The organism is Bradyrhizobium sp. SZCCT0148, assembly GCF_018129985.1.
Taxonomy (GTDB): Bacteria; Pseudomonadota; Alphaproteobacteria; order Rhizobiales; family Xanthobacteraceae; genus Bradyrhizobium; species Bradyrhizobium japonicum_H.
In genome coordinates this window covers 212163-229328 of record NZ_JAFCKT010000004.1, presented here as the reverse complement: position 1 = coordinate 229328, position 17166 = coordinate 212163, and the positions used below count along the sequence as shown (strand labels likewise).

The 17166-nt window shown below is 63.0% G+C and carries 17 protein-coding genes; 7 read left to right on the top strand and 10 right to left on the bottom strand.

The genetic code is table 11. The annotated features are described in order from the left end of the window. Window positions 1-243: 243 nt before the first annotated feature. The 4 genes from JQ580_RS15860 to JQ580_RS15845 all read right to left on the bottom strand — a co-directional run bounded on the left by JQ580_RS15860 (window position 244) and on the right by JQ580_RS15845 (window position 3884). A complete protein-coding gene (locus tag JQ580_RS15860; protein ID WP_212280999.1) occupies window positions 244-1743 on the bottom strand; it encodes a tripartite tricarboxylate transporter permease in 1500 nt (499 codons plus the stop codon). A gap of 39 nt (window positions 1744-1782) precedes the next feature. Next, window positions 1783-2280, bottom strand: a complete 498-nt coding sequence (locus tag JQ580_RS15855; protein ID WP_212280998.1) for a tripartite tricarboxylate transporter TctB family protein — start codon at window positions 2278-2280, stop codon at window positions 1783-1785. An 87-nt stretch (window positions 2281-2367) separates the two neighbouring features. Beyond that, window positions 2368-3375 (bottom strand): Bug family tripartite tricarboxylate transporter substrate binding protein, encoded by a 1008-nt coding sequence (locus JQ580_RS15850; protein WP_212280997.1) that lies wholly within the window; start codon window positions 3373-3375, stop codon window positions 2368-2370. Between the two features lie 371 nt (window positions 3376-3746). Next, window positions 3747-3884, bottom strand: a complete 138-nt coding sequence (locus JQ580_RS15845; protein WP_167443339.1) for a hypothetical protein — start codon at window positions 3882-3884, stop codon at window positions 3747-3749. Between the two features lie 354 nt (window positions 3885-4238). Between JQ580_RS15845 and JQ580_RS15840 the strand changes: the two genes are divergently transcribed. After that, window positions 4239-5570 carry an Hsp70 family protein gene (locus tag JQ580_RS15840; RefSeq protein WP_212280996.1) on the top strand — a complete coding sequence of 444 codons (1332 nt, stop codon included), beginning with the start codon at window positions 4239-4241 and terminating at the stop codon, window positions 5568-5570. 191 nt (window positions 5571-5761) lie between these two features. Here the strand turns inward: JQ580_RS15840 and JQ580_RS15835 are convergent, their stop codons facing one another. Further along, window positions 5762-6205: an SRPBCC family protein gene (locus tag JQ580_RS15835; RefSeq protein ID WP_212280995.1), complete on the bottom strand. Its 444-nt coding sequence runs from the start codon at window positions 6203-6205 to the stop codon at window positions 5762-5764. Window positions 6206-6358: 153 nt separating this feature from the next. After that, a complete protein-coding gene (locus tag JQ580_RS15830; protein ID WP_212280994.1) occupies window positions 6359-7048 on the bottom strand; it encodes a hypothetical protein in 690 nt (229 codons plus the stop codon). On the opposite strand from JQ580_RS15830, the gene JQ580_RS15825 reads away from it, so the two are divergent. The 4 genes from JQ580_RS15825 (at window position 7032) to JQ580_RS15810 (ending at window position 9201) form a co-directional block, all read left to right on the top strand. Next, window positions 7032-8105: an alpha/beta hydrolase family protein gene (locus tag JQ580_RS15825; protein WP_249134200.1), complete on the top strand. Its 1074-nt coding sequence runs from the start codon at window positions 7032-7034 to the stop codon at window positions 8103-8105. The two genes, JQ580_RS15830 and JQ580_RS15825, sit on opposite strands and share 17 nt — an antisense overlap. A gap of 262 nt (window positions 8106-8367) precedes the next feature. Further along, a complete protein-coding gene (locus tag JQ580_RS15820) occupies window positions 8368-8577 on the top strand; it encodes a cold-shock protein (protein WP_026201564.1) in 210 nt (69 codons plus the stop codon). Between the two features lie 99 nt (window positions 8578-8676). Further along, window positions 8677-8919: a transcriptional regulator gene (locus JQ580_RS15815; protein WP_212280993.1), complete on the top strand. Its 243-nt coding sequence runs from the start codon at window positions 8677-8679 to the stop codon at window positions 8917-8919. A 66-nt stretch (window positions 8920-8985) separates the two neighbouring features. Beyond that, a complete protein-coding gene (locus JQ580_RS15810; protein ID WP_409363204.1) occupies window positions 8986-9201 on the top strand; it encodes a hypothetical protein in 216 nt (71 codons plus the stop codon). Window positions 9202-9269: 68 nt separating this feature from the next. Here JQ580_RS15810 and JQ580_RS15805 read toward each other — a convergent pair whose 3' ends face one another. From JQ580_RS15805 to JQ580_RS15790, 4 genes are all read right to left on the bottom strand, one after another. Further along, complete coding sequence (locus JQ580_RS15805; protein WP_212280991.1) at window positions 9270-9452, bottom strand: hypothetical protein; 183 nt, start codon at window positions 9450-9452, stop codon at window positions 9270-9272. Window positions 9453-9751: 299 nt separating this feature from the next. Continuing rightward, window positions 9752-11029 carry a formyl-CoA transferase gene (gene frc / locus JQ580_RS15800; protein ID WP_212280990.1) on the bottom strand — a complete coding sequence of 426 codons (1278 nt, stop codon included), beginning with the start codon at window positions 11027-11029 and terminating at the stop codon, window positions 9752-9754. 149 nt (window positions 11030-11178) lie between these two features. Then, entirely contained in the window at window positions 11179-12912 is a 1734-nt protein-coding gene (oxc, locus tag JQ580_RS15795) for an oxalyl-CoA decarboxylase (RefSeq protein WP_212280989.1), read from the bottom strand. Window positions 12913-12973: 61 nt separating this feature from the next. Then, window positions 12974-13666, bottom strand: coding sequence for a GntR family transcriptional regulator (locus JQ580_RS15790; protein ID WP_199580991.1), 693 nt, complete (start codon window positions 13664-13666; stop codon window positions 12974-12976). Between the two features lie 349 nt (window positions 13667-14015). Between JQ580_RS15790 and JQ580_RS15785 the strand changes: the two genes are divergently transcribed. Further along, window positions 14016-16145, top strand: a complete 2130-nt coding sequence (locus JQ580_RS15785; RefSeq protein WP_212280988.1) for an acetate--CoA ligase family protein — start codon at window positions 14016-14018, stop codon at window positions 16143-16145. Window positions 16146-16231: 86 nt separating this feature from the next. Then, window positions 16232-17071, top strand: coding sequence for an IclR family transcriptional regulator (locus JQ580_RS15780; RefSeq protein ID WP_212280987.1), 840 nt, complete (start codon window positions 16232-16234; stop codon window positions 17069-17071). The last annotated feature ends 95 nt before the right edge of the window (window positions 17072-17166 follow it).

Here is a 17166-nt window from a genome sequence, read left to right as displayed (position 1 = left end):
GCTGTCTACAAGGATCGCGTAAACGCAACGCCTTGATTCCGTGAGATGTCTTGGGCGGGTCGCGACGCCACGAGCGGCTGTCAGCAACCCGCGCATTGGCCAATTGTCACGCCGCACGCGGTCCGCGCACGCCGGCACACAGCCCATCCAGTGAATGCATCATGACTGGAATTTCTTATTCCAGAAGTCTGGGGTGCGGCGGATTTGACGCAGCCATCGGCGCGATGACGCCGGGCGTGCGCCTCACGCCATCGACGTGCGCAGCCGGCTGTAGCCGTCCTGGATCGCGGACCAGAACAGGGCGACCAGGCCGAGGGCCATGATCGTGCTGACAAGGCCGTTGGAGAAGAACACGCCGAGCGATCCCTGCGATCCCAGCAGCGATTGGCGGAAGGCTTCCTCCGCCTTGTCGCCGAGCACGATTGCGAGCACCAGCGGCGCGAGCGGGTAATTGCACTTCTTCAGGAGATAGCCGAGCACGCCGAACACCAGCATCAGCATCACGTCGAAAGTGCTGTTGTGCACCGAATAGGCGCCGATTGCGCAGAGCACCAGGATAAGCGGCGCAATGATGCTGAAGGGCACGCGCAGGATCGCGGCGAAGATCGGCACGCAGGTGAGCACGACGATCAGGCCCGCGAGATTGCCGAGATACATCGACGCGATCAGGCCCCAGACGAACTCCTTCTGCTCGACGAACAGCATCGGGCCGGGCTGCAGGCCCCAGATCAACAAGCCGCCTAGCAGCACGGCGGCCGTCGGCGAACCTGGCACCCCGAGCGACAGCATCGGCAGCAGTGCCGCGGTGCCCGCGGCATGCGCCGCCGTCTCCGGCGCGATCACGCCCTCGATCTCGCCCTTGCCGAAATTGTTGCCGCGTCGCGACAGGCGCTTGGCGATGCCGTAGCTCATGAAGGATGCGGGCGTTGCGCCGGCGGGCGTGACCCCCATCCAGCAGCCGATCAGGCAGGAGCGCAGCGAGGTCATCCAGTAGGCGGGCAACTCCCGCCAGGTCTGAAGCACGACCCGCAGGTTGATGCTCGCGTTGCCGCCGCGGAAGGCCAGCCCTTCTTCCATGGTCAGCAGGATCTCGCCGATCCCGAACAGGCCGATCACGGCAATCAGGAAGTCGAACCCGTTGAGCAACTCCGTGACGCCGAAGGTCAGCCGCAATTGTCCCGTGATCGAATCCAGCCCGACGGCCGCGAGTGCGAAGCCCATCATCATCGCCGCGATGGTCTTGAAAGGCGGCTCCTTGCTCAGGCCGACGAAGCTGCAGAACGCCAGGAAGTACACCGCGAACTTTTCAGCCGGACCAAATCGCAGCGCGAATCCCGCGACAAGCGGCGCGACGAGCGTGATCATGATGACGGCAAACAGCGCGCCGACGAAGGAGGATGTGAAGGCGGCGGTCAGGGCTTCGCCGGGCTTGCCTTGTTGCGCCATCGGATAGCCGTCGAAGGTGGTCGCCACGGACCAGGGCTCGCCAGGGATGTTGAACAGGATCGAGGTGATGGCACCGCCGAACAAAGCGCCCCAATAGATGCAGGACAGCATGATGATCGCGGATGTCGGCGGCATGCTGAAGGTCAGCGGAAGCAGGATCGCCACGCCGTTGGCACCGCCTAAGCCAGGCAGCACGCCGATGATGACCCCGAGCGTAATGCCGACGATCATCAGCATGATGTTGTAGGGCTGCAGGGCGACCGCAAAGCCGTGAAACAGATTGGCCAACTCTTCCATACGATACGTCCTGAAGCAGGAATGATAAGGGGACGGCGCCTACAAGCCGAGCCATTCTTCGAACGGGCCCTTGGGAAGCGGGACCAGGAACCAGCGCTCGAACACGAGATAGGTCACCACCGGCATGCCGACCGCGACCGCGATGGTCGTCAGCCAGCGATAGCCGCCGAGCCAGCGCATGAACCAGGCGATGAACACCGTCGAGGCCACGTAGAGGCCGACGAACGGCATCGAGGCAACATAGATCGCGGTGGGCACGAGGACGCTCATCACCTGGCGAAGCTGTCCCCAGTCCGCGAAGACCCGGCCATCGTCGTCGCGTTGCGCGTTCCAGAGGTTGATGGCGCTCGCGCCGACGATGGCGGCACCGACATAGAAGGGGAAGAAGCCGGCGCGCGGGCCCTCCGCGCCCCAGTTGATGCCGGCCTTTACGCTGCCGAAGATCACGACCAGTCCAAAGGCGCCGATCAGCAGCGCCATGCCGAATTCGAGCGTCTTGTGCGCCGGGCCAGATTCGGAGCCGGATCGTTCTGTCATCGGGGTCTCCAGGTGGAATCGCGGTCGTTTGCGGTCGCGGCCAAGGCGAGGACCGCTATCGTCCTTGGCCGTCGTCGGCGTCGGGGATCAATTCGCCGTTGCGATGAAGCCGGCTTCCTTCATCAAGCCCTCGTGGCGCTTTTCCTCCGCCTCGATCCACTTGGCATAGTCGGCCCCGGCCAGGAAGGTCGTGTTGAAGGCGCCGCTCTTCATGAAGTCCTGCCATTCAGGCGTGGCACGGACCTTCTTGAACAGCTCGACATAATATTCGACCTGATCCTTCGTGGCCTTGGGCGACATAAAGATGCCGCGCAGCATGAGATATTCCATCGCGAGGCCCTGCGACGCGCAGGTCGGGATATCCTTCCACGCCTTGCCGTCGGCGATCGGTTCGTCATAGGCCATCGGCTGGGTGTCGAAGACGCAGAGCGGGCGGAGTTTGCCGCCACGCCATTGCGCGACGGCCTCGATCGGATTGTTGACGGTTGAATCGACGTGATTGCCGACGAGCTGAACGGCGACCTCGCCGCCGCCCTTGTAGGGAATGTAGGTGAACTTCGCATCGGTCGCCTTCTCGATGCCGACCGTAATGATCTGGTCTTCCTGCTTCGAGCCGGTACCGCCCATCTTGAATGAGCCGCTCGGAGCTTTCTTCGCGGCGTCGACGTAGTCCTTGACGCTATTGTACGGTTTCTCGGCGTTCACCCAGAGCACGAATTCGTCGAGCGCCAGCATCGCTACCGGGCTCAAGTCTTTCCAGTTGAACGGAATGCCCGTTGCGAGCGGCGTCGTGAACAGGTTCGAGAGCGTGATGATGATCTTGTGAGGATTGCCCGCCGATGTCTTCAGGTCGAGGAAGCCTTCGCCGCCCGCGCCGCCGGCCTTGTTGATGACGACCATCGGCTGCTTCATGAGATTGTGCTTGGTGACGATGCCCTGGATGGTGCGGGCCATCTGATCGGCGCCGCCGCCGGTGCCAGCGGGCACGATGAACTCGACCGGACGGACGGGCTCCCAGGCCGCACGGCTGGCGGCGCTGTTGGCGCACGACATCACGATTGCCGCCAGCGCGACATTCAGAACGAATGGCTTCATCTTGCTTCTCTCCCTGTCGAATCCATGACGCCGCCGCTCTTTGTCGGCTGGTGTCAGCCCATCCCGGTTCACATGCGTGGGGTCACCTTTTGCGGTCGATCTCCCATCGTAGTCCGCGCCTTGCACCTTCGGTTGTGCAATCGTTCCGTTGCAGATGGTATGCGAGATGCCAGCCGCCGAACAATTGGTCAGCGGGATACGCCGACGGACGAATCGTCGCAGTTGCGTCGCGAGCGAGACGAGGATTCTGAAGAAGTGCAGGCGCGAAAAGAAAAGGCCCCGACGAGCGGGGCCATTTGATCAAACTCTGTCATACGTTCTGTCAGCAATTTGCCGACCGGTGCGCCGTTTCCCGCGCGGGTAAAGACTTCTTACAAGCCGAAACGCGGCAGGTCGCCATTGTGATTCGAGATCTCGGCGCTCGCCATCAGGAAACGATCGACAGCGGCCATGAAGCGCGCGAACAGCGAGGCGGAGGGGGCGAGAGCGATGGTGGCGGTCTTGGACATCTGAATTCCCTTTCTCAAGACAGTCAGTAGTGCTGTCTCATCTCGAAGGGCAATCTACGTATACCAGATGCCAGTGTCCATGCATGCCATCGCATGGCAGCATGCGCGCTGCCGCATTGCAGCATAATGAGCCGCTAAAAGGGCCGTATCGGGCTTAAAGTTGCTAACAGGACGCTGAAACCGCTACGGCTGCGAAAATGCCTCAGACAACGTCTCGGGAAAGCATCGAAACAGATGTGCTTCGTCACGTGCGGGCAGGCAGATTCTGACGCGGTGCAGCAAAACCAGCCTTGGCAGGCCAGACCAAAGCCGTTAGTGGTTCGCCCCCTTTCCAGTCAATGATCAGAGTGGTTCATGTCGAGCGCCTCGCCCGCCGTCTCGATCGGCATCGATTTCGGGACGAGCAACACCGTCGTCGCAATTGCTGCGGACGATCGCCGGGTCGAGGCCATCCGCTTCGACCACGGCGGACAGCGCCACAGCGTCTACGTGTCAGCTCTGTGTTTCTGGGAGGACCGGCCGGGCGCCGGCGCCCAGGCCGAGGGCGGCCCCTGGGCGATCGAGACATTCCTCGAAGGACGCCACGTCTACCGCTTCCTGCAATCGTTCAAGACCTTTGCCGCGAGTTCCAGCTTCCAGACCACGCAAGTGTTCCGGCAGCGGTTCAAGTTCGAGGATATCCTGGCGGCATTCCTGCGGACATTGGCGCGCCATGGCGGCGAGAAGTTCGGTTTCGAGACATCCAACATTACGGTCGGCCGCCCGGTGCGCTTTGCCGGCGGCAATCCCGACGAGGCGCTGGCGATGCAGCGCTACCGCGCCGCGTTCGAGCGGCTGGGCGCCGGCCACGCGCGCTATGTCTACGAGCCCGTCGGCGCGGCGTTCTCCTTTGCCCGCCGGCTGGAGCGTGATGCCACCGTGCTGGTTGCGGATTTCGGCGGGGGCACCAGCGATTTCTCGGTGATGCGCTTCTCGCGGTCAGGCGGAGCCCTCCGCGCCGATCCGCTCGGACACGCCGGCATCGGCATCGCCGGCGACACGTTCGACTATCGCATCGTCGACCACGTCGTCTCGCCGAGACTCGGCAAGGGCTCCAGCTTCCGCTCGTTCGACAAGGTGCTGCCGATCCCCAGCGGCCACTACACCAACCTCGCGCGCTGGCATCAACTGGCGATGATGAAGAGCAACGGCGATCTGCGCGAGCTCAGGGAGCTCGCGCGCACCGCCTTGAAGCCGAAGCTGCTCGAGGACTTCATCACCATCGTCGATTTCGACCTCGGCTTTTCGCTGTACCGCGCGGTGTCTGATGCCAAGGTCGCACTGTCGGCGCAAGACAAGGTGGATTTTCGCTTCAAGGGCGGTGGTGTCGATATCGGCTCGGCCATCACGCGGAAGAGTTTCGAAGCCTGGATTGCCGACGACATCGCCCGCTTGGGAGCCACCGTCGACAAGGTGCTGGCCGAGGCCGGCGTCACTGCGCGCGAGATCGAAAAGGTGTTCCTGACCGGCGGCACGTCCTTCGTGCCGGCCGTCCGAAAGCTGTTCGCCGAGCGGTTCGGCAACGAACGGCTGATGTCGGGCGACCAGTTCGAGTCGATCGCCTATGGCCTCGCGCTGATCGGACACAGTCCCGACCCGGACCGCTGGACGGCCAGCGGCGGGATCGCGCCGAAGGCGGGCGTGTAGGGCCTTTCGCGCGATCTGAGTGCGCGCCTCGTCCTTCGAGACGACCGCTTCGCGGTCTCCTCAGGATCAGGCTAAGCGGCATCGGCGCTCGTTGAAACTGGTGCCGCGCACTCGGTCCTCATCCTGAACGCCCGCCAACGGCGGGCGTCTCGAAGGATGGCCACAAACATGGTGCCCGCCCGATCCGCACGCTACTGATTGATCTCGGGCTCGACCAGTTTCGCCAGATTGCGCAGGGATTCCTGCCAGCCGAGATAGCAGGCCTCCGGCGGAATCACGTCGGGGATGCCGGCCTGCGTGATGTCCACTTCGGTGCCGACCGAAACCTTCTTGAGGATCACGGCGACCTCGATCTCACCGGGCAGGTTGGGATCGTCGAACCTGTCGGTGTAGCGCAGGCGTTCGCCGGGAACGAGCTCGAGATATTCACCACCGAACGAATGGCTGTTGCCTGTGGTGAAGTTCCGGAACGACATCTTGAATGTGCCGCCGACCTTGGGCTCAAACTGATGCACGGTGCAGGTGAAGCCGTTCGGCGGCAGCCATTTCGCCATCGCATCGGCCTCCAGGAAGGCGCGATAGACTTTTTGCGGGCTGGTGGCGAGAACGCGGTGCAAACGGATCGTGCTGGGCATGGTTGTTATCCTCAGTAATTGATGGGCCCAATGGTATCTCAAGATTGGCGTCTCAAGATTGGCGTCTGGGGCCCCTTCATGTCACGAGGACGACCGCGGAGCCGCCGATCCGACAGGCGTCCTGGATTTTTTTGGGGGGGCGTCCGGCCGGTTCTAGCTGGCCGCGACATCCTGCGGCGTCATCGTGAATGACAGCCTGAAGCGGCCAACCAGGATATCCTCGCGAGCGCCGGCTGCGCGAAGTGATGACGGCGAGAACTGACCGGCGGTCATGTTCTCGACCACATCCGCATCGTAACCCGACAGCAGCACAATCCAGTCGGCGGCGCCGTCCTTGCCGCGGATCTGCTGCTCCGTCGTGGGCGCGCTCGTGCGAGGCGTGTCGGTGAGGAGGAGATGGCCGCCTGTCAGCCCAGGCTGCTGCGCCAATGCGCCGAGCGTTTCCGAAAGGCGCGACTGCAACTCCGCATCCCGTCCGGCTTCCGGTGACAACCTGATGGTCGCGAGCGAGCTCGCAACGCCGCCGCCGAAGCTCGCCGCCACCCGGCACTGGCTGCGGACCATGCCGAGATGATGCGGCATCATCTTGGTCGACCATGGCGTCGGCGCGTTTAGCCGGTCGAGATATCCAGTCGAGGTGAGGACCTCGTACTTTTCGAGTTCGTAGAGCACGAAGAAGCCTTCCGCGTCCGTCGTGCTGGTCCAGCGCGAGCCGCGCCGGAAGCCTAAAATGCTCATCCGCTCCGGAAAGTGCTCATGCGAGTGCCAGTCGCCGAACTCCGCGCGCTGGTCGGGACGGATACTCCACCACATTGCGACGGCAGCCTTGCCCAATAGTGACATCGTGACCTCATTCCGGCTGCAAGATCAGCCCCAGCATTCAGCCCATCAACAAGAGCCACAATTCCGCTGCCGTTCCTCGTTCAATTCCGGCGTGAAAGAGAGGGCTCCGTTGCGCAGGGCATTTTGGACTTTTGCCACCATTCTCTGCTGTCTTGCTTCGTCTGCCAAGGCTGCGGGCATTCAACTGCTCCAATCCGATCCGGCGCTGTCAGGCGCGATCTGGTATCCATGCGCGGCCGAGCCGACGCATGTGGCGCTGGGCAATCTTTCAGTCGGCGCCGATTTCGATTTGAAAGGCGTGAAGGATTGCCCCGTCATGGGTGCGAGGCTGCCGCTCGTGATCTACTCGCACGGTAGGGGTGGGTTCTTCGGCCAGCAGCACGATACCGCCGGGGCACTGGCCGATGCCGGCTTCGTCGTCGCCGCCATCAATCATCCCGGTGACACCGCCAACGACTCCTCGCGGCGCAACACCTTGTCCGTGTGGCAATCGCGCCCGGCAGATATCGTGCGCCTGCTCGATTTCATGCTGAAGGAGTGGAAGGATCGTGCAGTGATCGATCCCGCCAAAGTTGGCTTCGCCGGCTTCTCGCTGGGCGGTGCTACCGGCTTCGTGCTGATGGGGATCAGGCCGGATTTTGCGCGGATCGCGGGCCTCTGCAAGGAGACCACCGGCGCCTGCGCTGAGTTGCACAATGGTGTGACGCCGCCAGAGCCGATCCACGATGCGCGTATCCGCGCGGCCGTGATCATTGATCCCGCGCCGGGCCTCCTGACGCGGGAGAACCTCGCAGTGGTCAAGGTGCCTTTCCAGTTTTGGCGGTCGCAGTTCGGCGGCCCCGGTGTCGGCGACGGTTCAGGAACCGAGCGCGTTGCCGAAGGCTTGCCCGGCAAGCCGGAGATTCATGTCGTGCCGGCTGGCCACTTTGCGTTTCTCGCTCCGTGTTCTCCTGAACTCGCGGCGGCCGTCCCGCGCATCTGCACGGATGTGCCGGCGGGGTTCGACAGAGCGGGGTTTCACCGCGAGTTCAACGGCGGTCGTGACATTCTTCCGTGAGCAGCTTGATCACTGAGCGTTTCGCCAGGAGCGGACTCGGGTCGTTACCCCAACCTGAGACCGTCCCGCCAGTCCCTGGTGCAAATAAGCTTGGCGAAGCCTTGCAAATGGTGATGGTGAGGTATACCGTGAATCTGTTCGTTCAGCCGCTGTGCCTTGTTGAATGCGCCCGCGGGCTCCTTTTCCAGAGACATCGACGAGTTGAATTGGTTCTGCGTGAACGTCACGTGGGCTTTTGCGCTTGTGCGCTTTGGAGAAGAAAATGACGACAGGTACCGTGAAGTGGTTCAACGGCCAGAAAGGCTTTGGATTCATTCAGCCCGACGACGGCGGCAACGATGTGTTCGTTCACATCAGCGCTGTCGAGCGTGCTGGTCTTGCGGGTCTCGCTGAGGGCCAAAAGGTCAACTTCGAGGCCAAGACCGACAAGATGCGGGGCAAAGTCAGCGCTGAGAACCTCTCGCTGGCTTGAGCTCTCTGGTGCCGTTTCACGGATGTACTGAAACGGTGACGCTGCCCGCTCGATCGTAAGGATTGAGCGGGTTTTGTCTGTTGTGGAGCAGGGCGAAGGATGAGCGCCAAGAAATCGGCCGAACCGTCACCTGAGGGTATCGCGCGTTCCAACCGTCAGCGCCTGGCGGCTGAAGAAGGAGCGCGGGCGATGGCGGATGCCGGAAAGCAGGCGGTCGACGTTCGCAAGAACATGGCGCGGCTTCGGGAATTGCGCGAAGCCAAGGAAGCGGCCGAAGCGACCCTTCGCGCATCGTTGCCGGCACCGACCCCGACGAAGCGCAAGAAGAAGCCGCCGCAATAGTCGACTTCAGCAGCGCTCCTGACGAAACTCTGGAGGGGACCGGTCACATGCTAGAGAGTGCTGGTCGTGCGTAGAGCCAAGTCGGACGCTGGTGGCACGATCACCTTTTTCCTCGCGCTTGGTGCCGGCCGACAGATGTGCCGGCTCGCGACGACGTATCAAACGCAGAAACAGGCTTTCAGCTATCTGCAGAAGCACCGCACCGAGTTCGAGCGGATCGCGCGGACCCGGCTGGCATCCGGGGAGTTCGAGGACGGCATCGTCGTTCTCTCGATGCTGTAGGTCGAAAAGGATATCGGCAGCTTTCAGTCAGCCGGATGTCAGACCGTCATCAGCGACAGGGCGCTTCCCTATTTGGGGAGCTCCTTCGACTCTGCCTCGCGCGCCAATCTCTCGGCTTTGAGCCGCTCGCGATTCTCACTTTGAGAGTGCTGGTCCTTCGCATAATCATTCATCGGCTTCTGCGTCGTGACAGGCTTGAATGCCTTGTCTGCTTCGCGCTTGGCCCGATCAGAGGATTGGTCTTTCGGCATTTCAACCTCGCGTCGATCAATGGGCATGGATCGATGGACATGGACCGCTAGCGCCTGAGACGACGCCTCCAGCTTATAAGCTGATATGGACTGACCAGTCACCGTCAGAAGGAGTGTGGATCGTTCTTCAGTGTTGGCGGGGCAGGTGCGAGGTTTGTCAACTCGCCGGGGCCGCACCTTTCCCACTTGGCGAACATTCAGGTCGAAGCATTAACGGCTCTGGCCGCGCTCGGTTCCATCTGCCCCAAACAAAAGGCCGCCGAAACCGGCGGCCTTCGTCGCTTGCTGTTACTGTCCGCTTACTCAGCGGCCTGCTTCTGCGGCGGGTCGAGCGCGCCGGACTTGTGGATGTCGGCGACCTGATGGTCGCTGAAGCCGAGCACCGAGCGCAGGATTTCGTCGGTGTGCTCGCCGAGCAGCGGCGAGCGCTCCACGTCGCTCGGTGAATCCGACAGCTTGATCGGGTTGCCGACCGAGAGGTACTTGCCGCGGGTCGGGTGGTCGACCTCGACCACGGTGCCGGTCGCGCGCAGCGATTGGTCCTCGGCGAGTTCCTTCATCGACAAAATCGGACCGCAGGGAATGTCGTCCTTGTTGAGGATTTCCATCGCCTCGAACTTGGTCTTGGTCATCGTCCACTGCTCGATGCGGGCGAAGATCTCGTTGAGGCGCGGCAGGCGCGCCGCCGGCTTGGCGTAGTTGGGATCGGTCTTCCAGTTGGGCTCGCCGATCACGTCGCAGATCTTCTCCCAGACCGGGGCCTGGGTGATGAAATAGATGTAGGCGTTGGGGTCGGTTTCCCAGCCCTTGCACTTCAGGATGCGGCCGGGCTGGCCACCGCCGGAATCGTTGCCGGCGCGCGGCACGGCATCGCCGAACGGAATGCCTTCGCCGAACTGGCTGTATTCCTTGAGCGGGCCGTGGGCGAGGCGCTGCTGGTCACGCAGCTTGACGCGGGCGAGGTTGAGCACACCGTCCTGCATGGCGGCGGTGACGCGCTGGCCCTTGCCCGAATGCGTGCGCTGATAGAGCGCGGTGACGATCCCGAGCGCCAGATGCAGGCCGGTGCCGGAATCGCCGATCTGCGCGCCGGTGACGAGCGGAAGGCCGTCCCGGAAGCCGGTGGTGGAGGCGGCGCCGCCGGTGCACTGCGCGACGTTCTCATAGACCTTGCAGTCTTCGTACGGTCCCGGGCCAAAACCCTTGATCGAGGCGACGATCATCTTCGGGTTGATCTGCTGGATCTTCTCCCAGGGGAAGCCCATGCGGTCGAGTACGCCGGGGCCGAAGTTTTCCACCAGCACGTCGCACTTCTTGATGAGCTCGGTGAGAACTTCCTTGCCCTTGGGGTTCTTGGTGTCGAGCGTGATCGAACGCTTGTTGTGGTTGAGCATGGTGAAATACAGGCTGTCCACGTTCGGGATATCCTGCAGCTGGCCGCGGGTGATGTCACCCACGCCCGGACGTTCCACCTTGATCACGTCGGCGCCGAACCAGGCGAGCAGCTGCGTGCAGGTCGGTCCGGACTGGACGTGGGTGAAGTCGAGAATGCGAACGCCCGTGAGCGCTTTGGTCATGCTGTTGCTCCTGTTACCACTTTGTTTTCGTCATGCCCGCGAAGGCAGGCATCCAAATTCGCTGTCGTTTCAGTTGGGGCTCAGTGCTCGCTACCAATGTGGTCCGGCGATGACTGGATTCCCCGCCTTCGCGGGGAATGACCCGGGCCTTACTTCTTCTTCTGCAGAACGCTCTGCGGATTGAGGTTGCCGATGCGGCCGCTTTCCGAGCCGGCGGCCGGATCAATCACCGCGTTGATGAGTGTCGGCTTGCCGGACTTCATGGCCTCGTTGACGGCGCGCTTGAGTTCGTCGGGCGAGGTGGCGTTGACGCCGACGCCGCCGAAGGCTTCCATCATCTTGTCGTAGCGCGCGCCCTTGACGAACACCGTCGTCGCGGGGTCGGAATTGGCGCCGTTGACGTCGGTGCCGCGATAGATGCCGTCGTTGTTGAAGATGACGACGCAGATCGGAAGGTTGTAGCGGCAGATGGTCTCGACCTCCATGCCGGAGAAGCCGAACGCCGAGTCGCCTTCGACCGCGAGCACGGGGTGACCGGTCTCGAGCGCTGCGGCGATCGCCTGGCCCATGCCGATGCCCATCACGCCCCAGGTGCCGACGTCGAGACGTTTGCGCGGCCGGTACATGTCGATCACGCCACGGGCGAGGTCGAGCGTGTTGGCGCCCTCGTTGACGAGGATCGCCTCGGGATGATCCTTGATGACATTCTTCAAGACCCCGAGCGCGCCGTGATAGTCCATCGGTGATTTGTTGTTCATGAGCTTCGGCGCCATCTTGGCGACGTTCTCTTCGCGCTTGGACGAAATCGCCTTGGTCCATTCGGCGGGCGGGGCGGTCCAGCCCGAAGCCATGGCCTGGTTGAACGCGGACACGACCGATCCGATGTCGCCGACCACGGGGGCGGCGATCTCGACGTTGGAGTCCATTTCGCGCGGCTCGATGTCGACCTGGATGAACTTCTTGGGCGCTTCGCCCCAGTTCTTGCCCTTGCCGTGCGAGAGCAGCCAGTTCAGCCGTGCGCCGATCAGCAGCACGACGTCGGACTCTTTCAGCACCGTCGAGCGGGCAGCGCCTGCGCATTGCGGATGGGTGTCGGAGAGGAGGCCCTTGGCCATGCTCATCGGCAGGAAGGGGATGCCGCTCTTCTCGACGAAGGTCTTGATCTCCTCGTCGGCCTGGGCGTAGGCCGCGCCCTTGCCGAGGATGATGAGCGGGCGCTTGGCACCCTTGAGCACGTCGAGCGCGCGCTTGATCGAAGCCGGCGAGGGGATCTGCGCAGGTGCTGCGTCGATCACCTTGACCAGCGATTTCCGGCCGGCATCGGCGTCCATCACCTGGCCGAACAGCTTGGCCGGCAGGTCGAGATAGACGCCGCCCGGACGGCCCGAGACCGCAGCGCGGATCGCGCGGGCGAGACCGATGCCGATGTCCTGGGCGTGCAGCACGCGATAGGCCGCCTTGCACAGCGGCTTGGCAATCGCGAGCTGGTCCATTTCCTCGTAGTCGCCTTGCTGGAGGTCGACGATCTCGCGCTCGGACGAGCCGGAGATCAGGATCATCGGATAACAGTTGGTGGTGGCGTGGGCGAGCGCGGTGAGACCATTGAGGAAGCCGGGCGCGGAGACGGTGAGGCAGATGCCGGGCTTCTTGGTGAGATAGCCGGCGATGCCCGCCGCATAACCGGCGTTCTGCTCGTGACGGAAAGAGATCATGCGAATGCCGGCTGCCTGCGCCATGCGGCCCAAGTCCGTGATCGGGATGCCCGGCACATTGTAGATGGTGGTGATGCCGTTCAGTTTGAGCGCGTCGATGACGAGATGAAAGCCATCCGTCAGTTCCTGCTCGGTGCCCGGTGCTTCGGACTTGGTCGCGGTGTTCAGCATGGGCCTTTGTCTCCCTGGTCTCAATACTGGGGCGAGTTGTTCGCCCTTCTGGTGAACGTTGCTAGAAGAGTTCCTGGCCGTGCGCTTCGACGTAAGCGGCAAGGCCGAGGGTGTGATCGCGGGCGCGCTTTTCGGCGAGCTCGGTGTCGCGCGCCTCCAGCGCTTCGATCATGCCCATATGTTCGGGCAGCGAAGTCGCGGTGCGGTCCTTGCGTCCGATGGTCAGCTGGCGATAGCCGCGCACGTGCAGCAGGAGGTCGTTGGTGAGGTCGACCAGCACCGGCGATTCCGACAGGGAGATCAGCGCCTGGTGGAAGGCGATGTTGGCACGCGAATATTCCTCGACGTGATCCTCGGGCAGGCGGTCCTTGCCGAAATCCTTGAAGTAGTCGCGCAGCGCCGTGATGTCCTTCTTGCGCGCGGTGGTGGTGATGAGGCGCGCGGCCATGCTCTCCAGCGCCGCCCAGGCGCGAATCATGTCGACGATCTCGCTCTTGGTTCGGCGCACCACCATGATGCCGCGTCGCGGAACCGTCTTCACGAAACCGTCCTGCTCGAGCATCGCGATGGCTTCGCGGATCGGGGTGCGGCTGACACCCAGGCGTTCGGACAGCGCGCGCTCGTCCAGCATCACCGGCTCGGGCGTCGAATAGATGTCCATCTTGAGGATGGCTTCCTTCAAGGCGTCATACGCCTTGTTCTTGAAGCTCGACTCCGGGGCAATACGAACGATTGCGATATCTGCCTCGGCCATGTTCGGCAACGCCTTGGTTGGTTTCCGCAGTGACACGACGAATCTCCTCCAGTGGGAGTCGTCTTTTACAGGATTATTAACGGGAAGGTTTTTGGCATACCAAATGCCAGAATGTCAAGCTGGCGATTTTTTGCAGTATTCTAATAAGCGTCGCGGCTTGACAAGTTGGCTTCTGGCATACCAAATGCCATCGCCAGCCATTTTTGATCCAAGGCGGCGGAGTCTTGTTGCGCTTTATGCCGCTCCGTCCGCGACATGGAACAGAGCGCGGCGCATGGCAAGCATCACGGAGCCGCTATCGACGCGCGCGCTTTGAAAAGAACGAAACTGAGGTCAAGGGAGAAGCCACATGTCCAATTCCAAAGATGCCGTCCGCAAGGTGCTTGACCAGGTCAAGGCGGACAACCGCACCAGCCTGACGGCCCCGGAAGGCAAGCTGGTCTGCGACGCCTACGGCATTCCGGTTCCGAAGGAGGGCGTGGCGAAGTCGGCCGGTGAGGCCGGCAAGATGGCTTCCTCGATGGGCTTCCCGGTGGTGATGAAGATCGTCTCGCCGGACATTCTCCACAAGACCGAAGCCGGCGGCGTCATCGTCGGCCTCAAGACCGCCGAAGACGCCGAGAAGGCTTACGAGACCATTCTGTCCAACGCCAGGAAGTACAAGGCCGACGCCAAGATCGACGGCGTCCAGGTGCAGCAGATGCTGGCCGGCGGCACGGAAGTGATCGTCGGCTCGATCACCGACGGCTCGTTCGGCAAGCTGGTCGCCTTCGGCCTCGGCGGCGTGCTGGTTGAAGTGCTGAAGGACATCACCTTCCGCCTGGCGCCCGCGACCAGGGAAGACGCGCTTTCGATGCTCGACGGTATCCAGGCGCACGAGATCCTCAAGGGCGTCCGCGGCGGCGAGGCGGTCAACCGCAACGCGCTTGCTGACGTCATCGTCAAGGTCTCGCAACTCGTTACCGACTTCCCTGAAATCGTCGAGCTCGACCTCAACCCGGTGTTCGCGACGGCGAAGGGCGCAACCGCCGCCGACGTGCGCATTGTCGTCGACTTCGCCTATGTGCCGAAGCCGAAGCCGCGTCCGACCGACGAGATCGTCGCTGCCATGAACCGCATCATGCAGCCTAAGGCGGTGGCTGTGGTCGGCGCTTCGGCCGAGGACGGCAAGATCGGCAACTCCGTGATGAAGAACCTCATCAACGGCGGCTACAAGGGCGACATTTATCCGATCCATCCCAAGGCGGCCGAGATCCTCGGCTACAAGGCCTACAAGAGCGTCAAGGACGTGCCAGGTGTGATCGACACGGCGGTGTTCGCGATCCCCGCGAAGTTCGTTGCCGGCGCGCTCGTCGAATGCGGCGAGAAGAAGATCCCTGGCGCGGTGCTGATCCCGTCGGGCTTCGCGGAGGCCGGCGCGCCGGAATTGCAGGCCGAGATCGTCGAGATCGGTCAGAAGTACAATGTCCGCCTGATGGGGCCGAACATCTACGGCTTCTACTATACGCCGGCCAATCTCTGCGCGACCTTCTGCACGGCCTACGACGTCAAGGGCCACGCGGCGCTGTCGTCGCAGTCGGGCGGCATTGGCATGGCCATCATCGGCTTTTCGCGCTCAGCCAAGATGGGCGTGTCCGCGATCGTCGGCCTCGGCAACAAGTCCGATATCGACGAGGACGATCTGCTCGCCTTCTTCGAGCAGGACCCCAACACCAACCTGATCGCGCAGCACTGTGAAGACCTCAAGGACGGCCGTGCCTTTGCGGAGGCCGCAAAGCGCGTCTCCAAGAAGAAGCCCGTCATCGTGCTCAAGGCCGGGCGTACCTCGGCCGGCGCCAAGGCGGCCTCGTCGCACACCGGAGCGCTCGCCGGCAACGACAAGATCTACGAGGACGTGCTGGCGCAGTCCGGCGTGATCCGGGCCCGGTCCTTGCGTCAGTTGCTCGAATTCGCCCGTGGCGTGCCGGTGCTGCCGACGCCGAAGGGCGAGAATGTGCTGATCATCACCGGTGCCGGCGGTTCCGGCGTGCTGCTGTCGGACTCCTGCGTCGACAACGGCCTGTCGTTGATGTCGATGCCCGCGGATCTGGACGCGGCCTTCCGCAAGTTCATCCCGCCGTTTGGCGCGGCCGGAAATCCTGTGGATATCACCGGCGGCGAGCCGCCGATCACCTACGTCAACACGGTGAAGCTCGGCCTCTCCGACGAGCGCATCCATTCGCTGATCCTCGGCTATTGGCACACCATCGTCACGCCGCCGATGGTGTTTGCCCGCAACATGGTCGAGGTGAAGAAGGAGATGGAGGCCAAGGGCTTCGTGAAGCCGATCGTCGCCTCGCTCGCGGGCGACGTCGAGGTCGAGGAAGCCGCCGAATATCTCTACCAGAACGGCATCCCGGCCTACGCCTATTCGACCGAGCTGCCGGTCGAAGTGCTCGGCGCCAAGTACAAATGGGCACGCGGGGCAGGGCTGCTCTGAGACGAAGACTTCACCTCTCCTCGCATCCGCCTTCGCCGAGGCTTTGGCGGGCAAGCGCGGGGAGAGGTGACAACTGTCAGGTCGCGATGAGCAAGAACGTGATCCGGCGCAAATCGCTCGAGCCTCGATCATCGGAGGCCGACAACGACACGCGCGACGGCGGCGTGCAGTCCGTCGATCGCGCGCTGTCGATCCTGGAAACGCTGGCCGAGGACGACGAAGGTTATCGCCTCAGCGATCTCGCGGTGCGCACCGGCCTGTCGGCGTCCACTGTGCACCGTCTGCTGGCAACGCTGGAGAGCCGCCGCTTCGTGCAGCTCGACCGCACGCAGTCCAAATGGCATGTCGGCTCGCGCGCCTTCACGGTGGGCGCGAGCTTTGCGCGGCGGCGCAATTTCTCTGCGCAGGCGATTCCTTACTTGCGCAGGCTGCGCGATCTCACCCGCGAGACCGCCAACCTCGCCGTGGTCGACGATGAGTTCATCATCGTCCTGACGCGCATGGAAAGTCGCGAGATCATGCGCTCGCTGACCCTGGTCGGCGGCCGCGTTCCCATGGTGACGTCGGGCGTCGGCAAGGCCGTCCTCGCGACCTATTCCGACGAGGACGTCGGCGCCGTCATCCGTCATCACGGCATGCCCCGGTTGACCGAGAAGTCGATCGTGCGACCGAGCGACCTGTTCAAGGAGCTCGACAAGATCCGCAAGCAGGGTTTTGCGCTCGACGACGAAGAAGCCTGCATGGGGCTGCGCTGCGTTGCGGCGGTGGTCTACAACGATTGCGCCGATCCGCTCGCGGCGATTTCAGTCTCCGGCATGACCAGCCGGATGACCGACCAGAGGTTGCCGGACATCGGGCAAATCGTCCGGGATGTCGCGGCCGAACTGACGGCCGCCCTCGGTGGGGTGATCCCGCCGCCCCGCTGACCCCGCGTGTCGTCCAGGGGATGTCGCTGGACAGGCCCGGCCGTTTTGGTTGATATGCGACCAAACGACACAATGCGGCAAACGTCCGCATGAGC

Bases quoted from the DNA above. Each gene is read 5' to 3' on its own strand.
- JQ580_RS15835 (WP_212280995.1), bottom strand. From the start codon at position 6,205: ATGCCCAGCACGATCCGTTTGCACCGCGTTCTCGCCACCAGCCCGCAA.
- JQ580_RS15790 (WP_199580991.1), bottom strand. From the start codon at position 13,666: ATGGCCGAGGCAGATATCGCAATCGTTCGTATTGCCCCGGAGTCGAGC.
- JQ580_RS15805 (WP_212280991.1), bottom strand. From the start codon at position 9,452: ATGCCGAAAGACCAATCCTCTGATCGGGCCAAGCGCGAAGCAGACAAG.
- JQ580_RS15860 (WP_212280999.1), bottom strand. From the start codon at position 1,743: ATGGAAGAGTTGGCCAATCTGTTTCACGGCTTTGCGGTCGCCCTGCAG.
- JQ580_RS15780 (WP_212280987.1), top strand. From the start codon at position 16,232: ATGAGCAAGAACGTGATCCGGCGCAAATCGCTCGAGCCTCGATCATCG.
- JQ580_RS15830 (WP_212280994.1), bottom strand. From the start codon at position 7,048: ATGTCACTATTGGGCAAGGCTGCCGTCGCAATGTGGTGGAGTATCCGT.
- JQ580_RS15845 (WP_167443339.1), bottom strand. From the start codon at position 3,884: ATGTCCAAGACCGCCACCATCGCTCTCGCCCCCTCCGCCTCGCTGTTC.
- oxc (WP_212280989.1), bottom strand. From the start codon at position 12,912: ATGCTGAACACCGCGACCAAGTCCGAAGCACCGGGCACCGAGCAGGAA.
- JQ580_RS15820 (WP_026201564.1), top strand. From the start codon at position 8,368: ATGACGACAGGTACCGTGAAGTGGTTCAACGGCCAGAAAGGCTTTGGA.
- frc (WP_212280990.1), bottom strand. From the start codon at position 11,029: ATGACCAAAGCGCTCACGGGCGTTCGCATTCTCGACTTCACCCACGTC.
- JQ580_RS15855 (WP_212280998.1), bottom strand. From the start codon at position 2,280: ATGACAGAACGATCCGGCTCCGAATCTGGCCCGGCGCACAAGACGCTC.
- JQ580_RS15785 (WP_212280988.1), top strand. From the start codon at position 14,016: ATGTCCAATTCCAAAGATGCCGTCCGCAAGGTGCTTGACCAGGTCAAG.
- JQ580_RS15840 (WP_212280996.1), top strand. From the start codon at position 4,239: ATGTCGAGCGCCTCGCCCGCCGTCTCGATCGGCATCGATTTCGGGACG.
- JQ580_RS15815 (WP_212280993.1), top strand. From the start codon at position 8,677: ATGAGCGCCAAGAAATCGGCCGAACCGTCACCTGAGGGTATCGCGCGT.
- JQ580_RS15850 (WP_212280997.1), bottom strand. From the start codon at position 3,375: ATGAAGCCATTCGTTCTGAATGTCGCGCTGGCGGCAATCGTGATGTCG.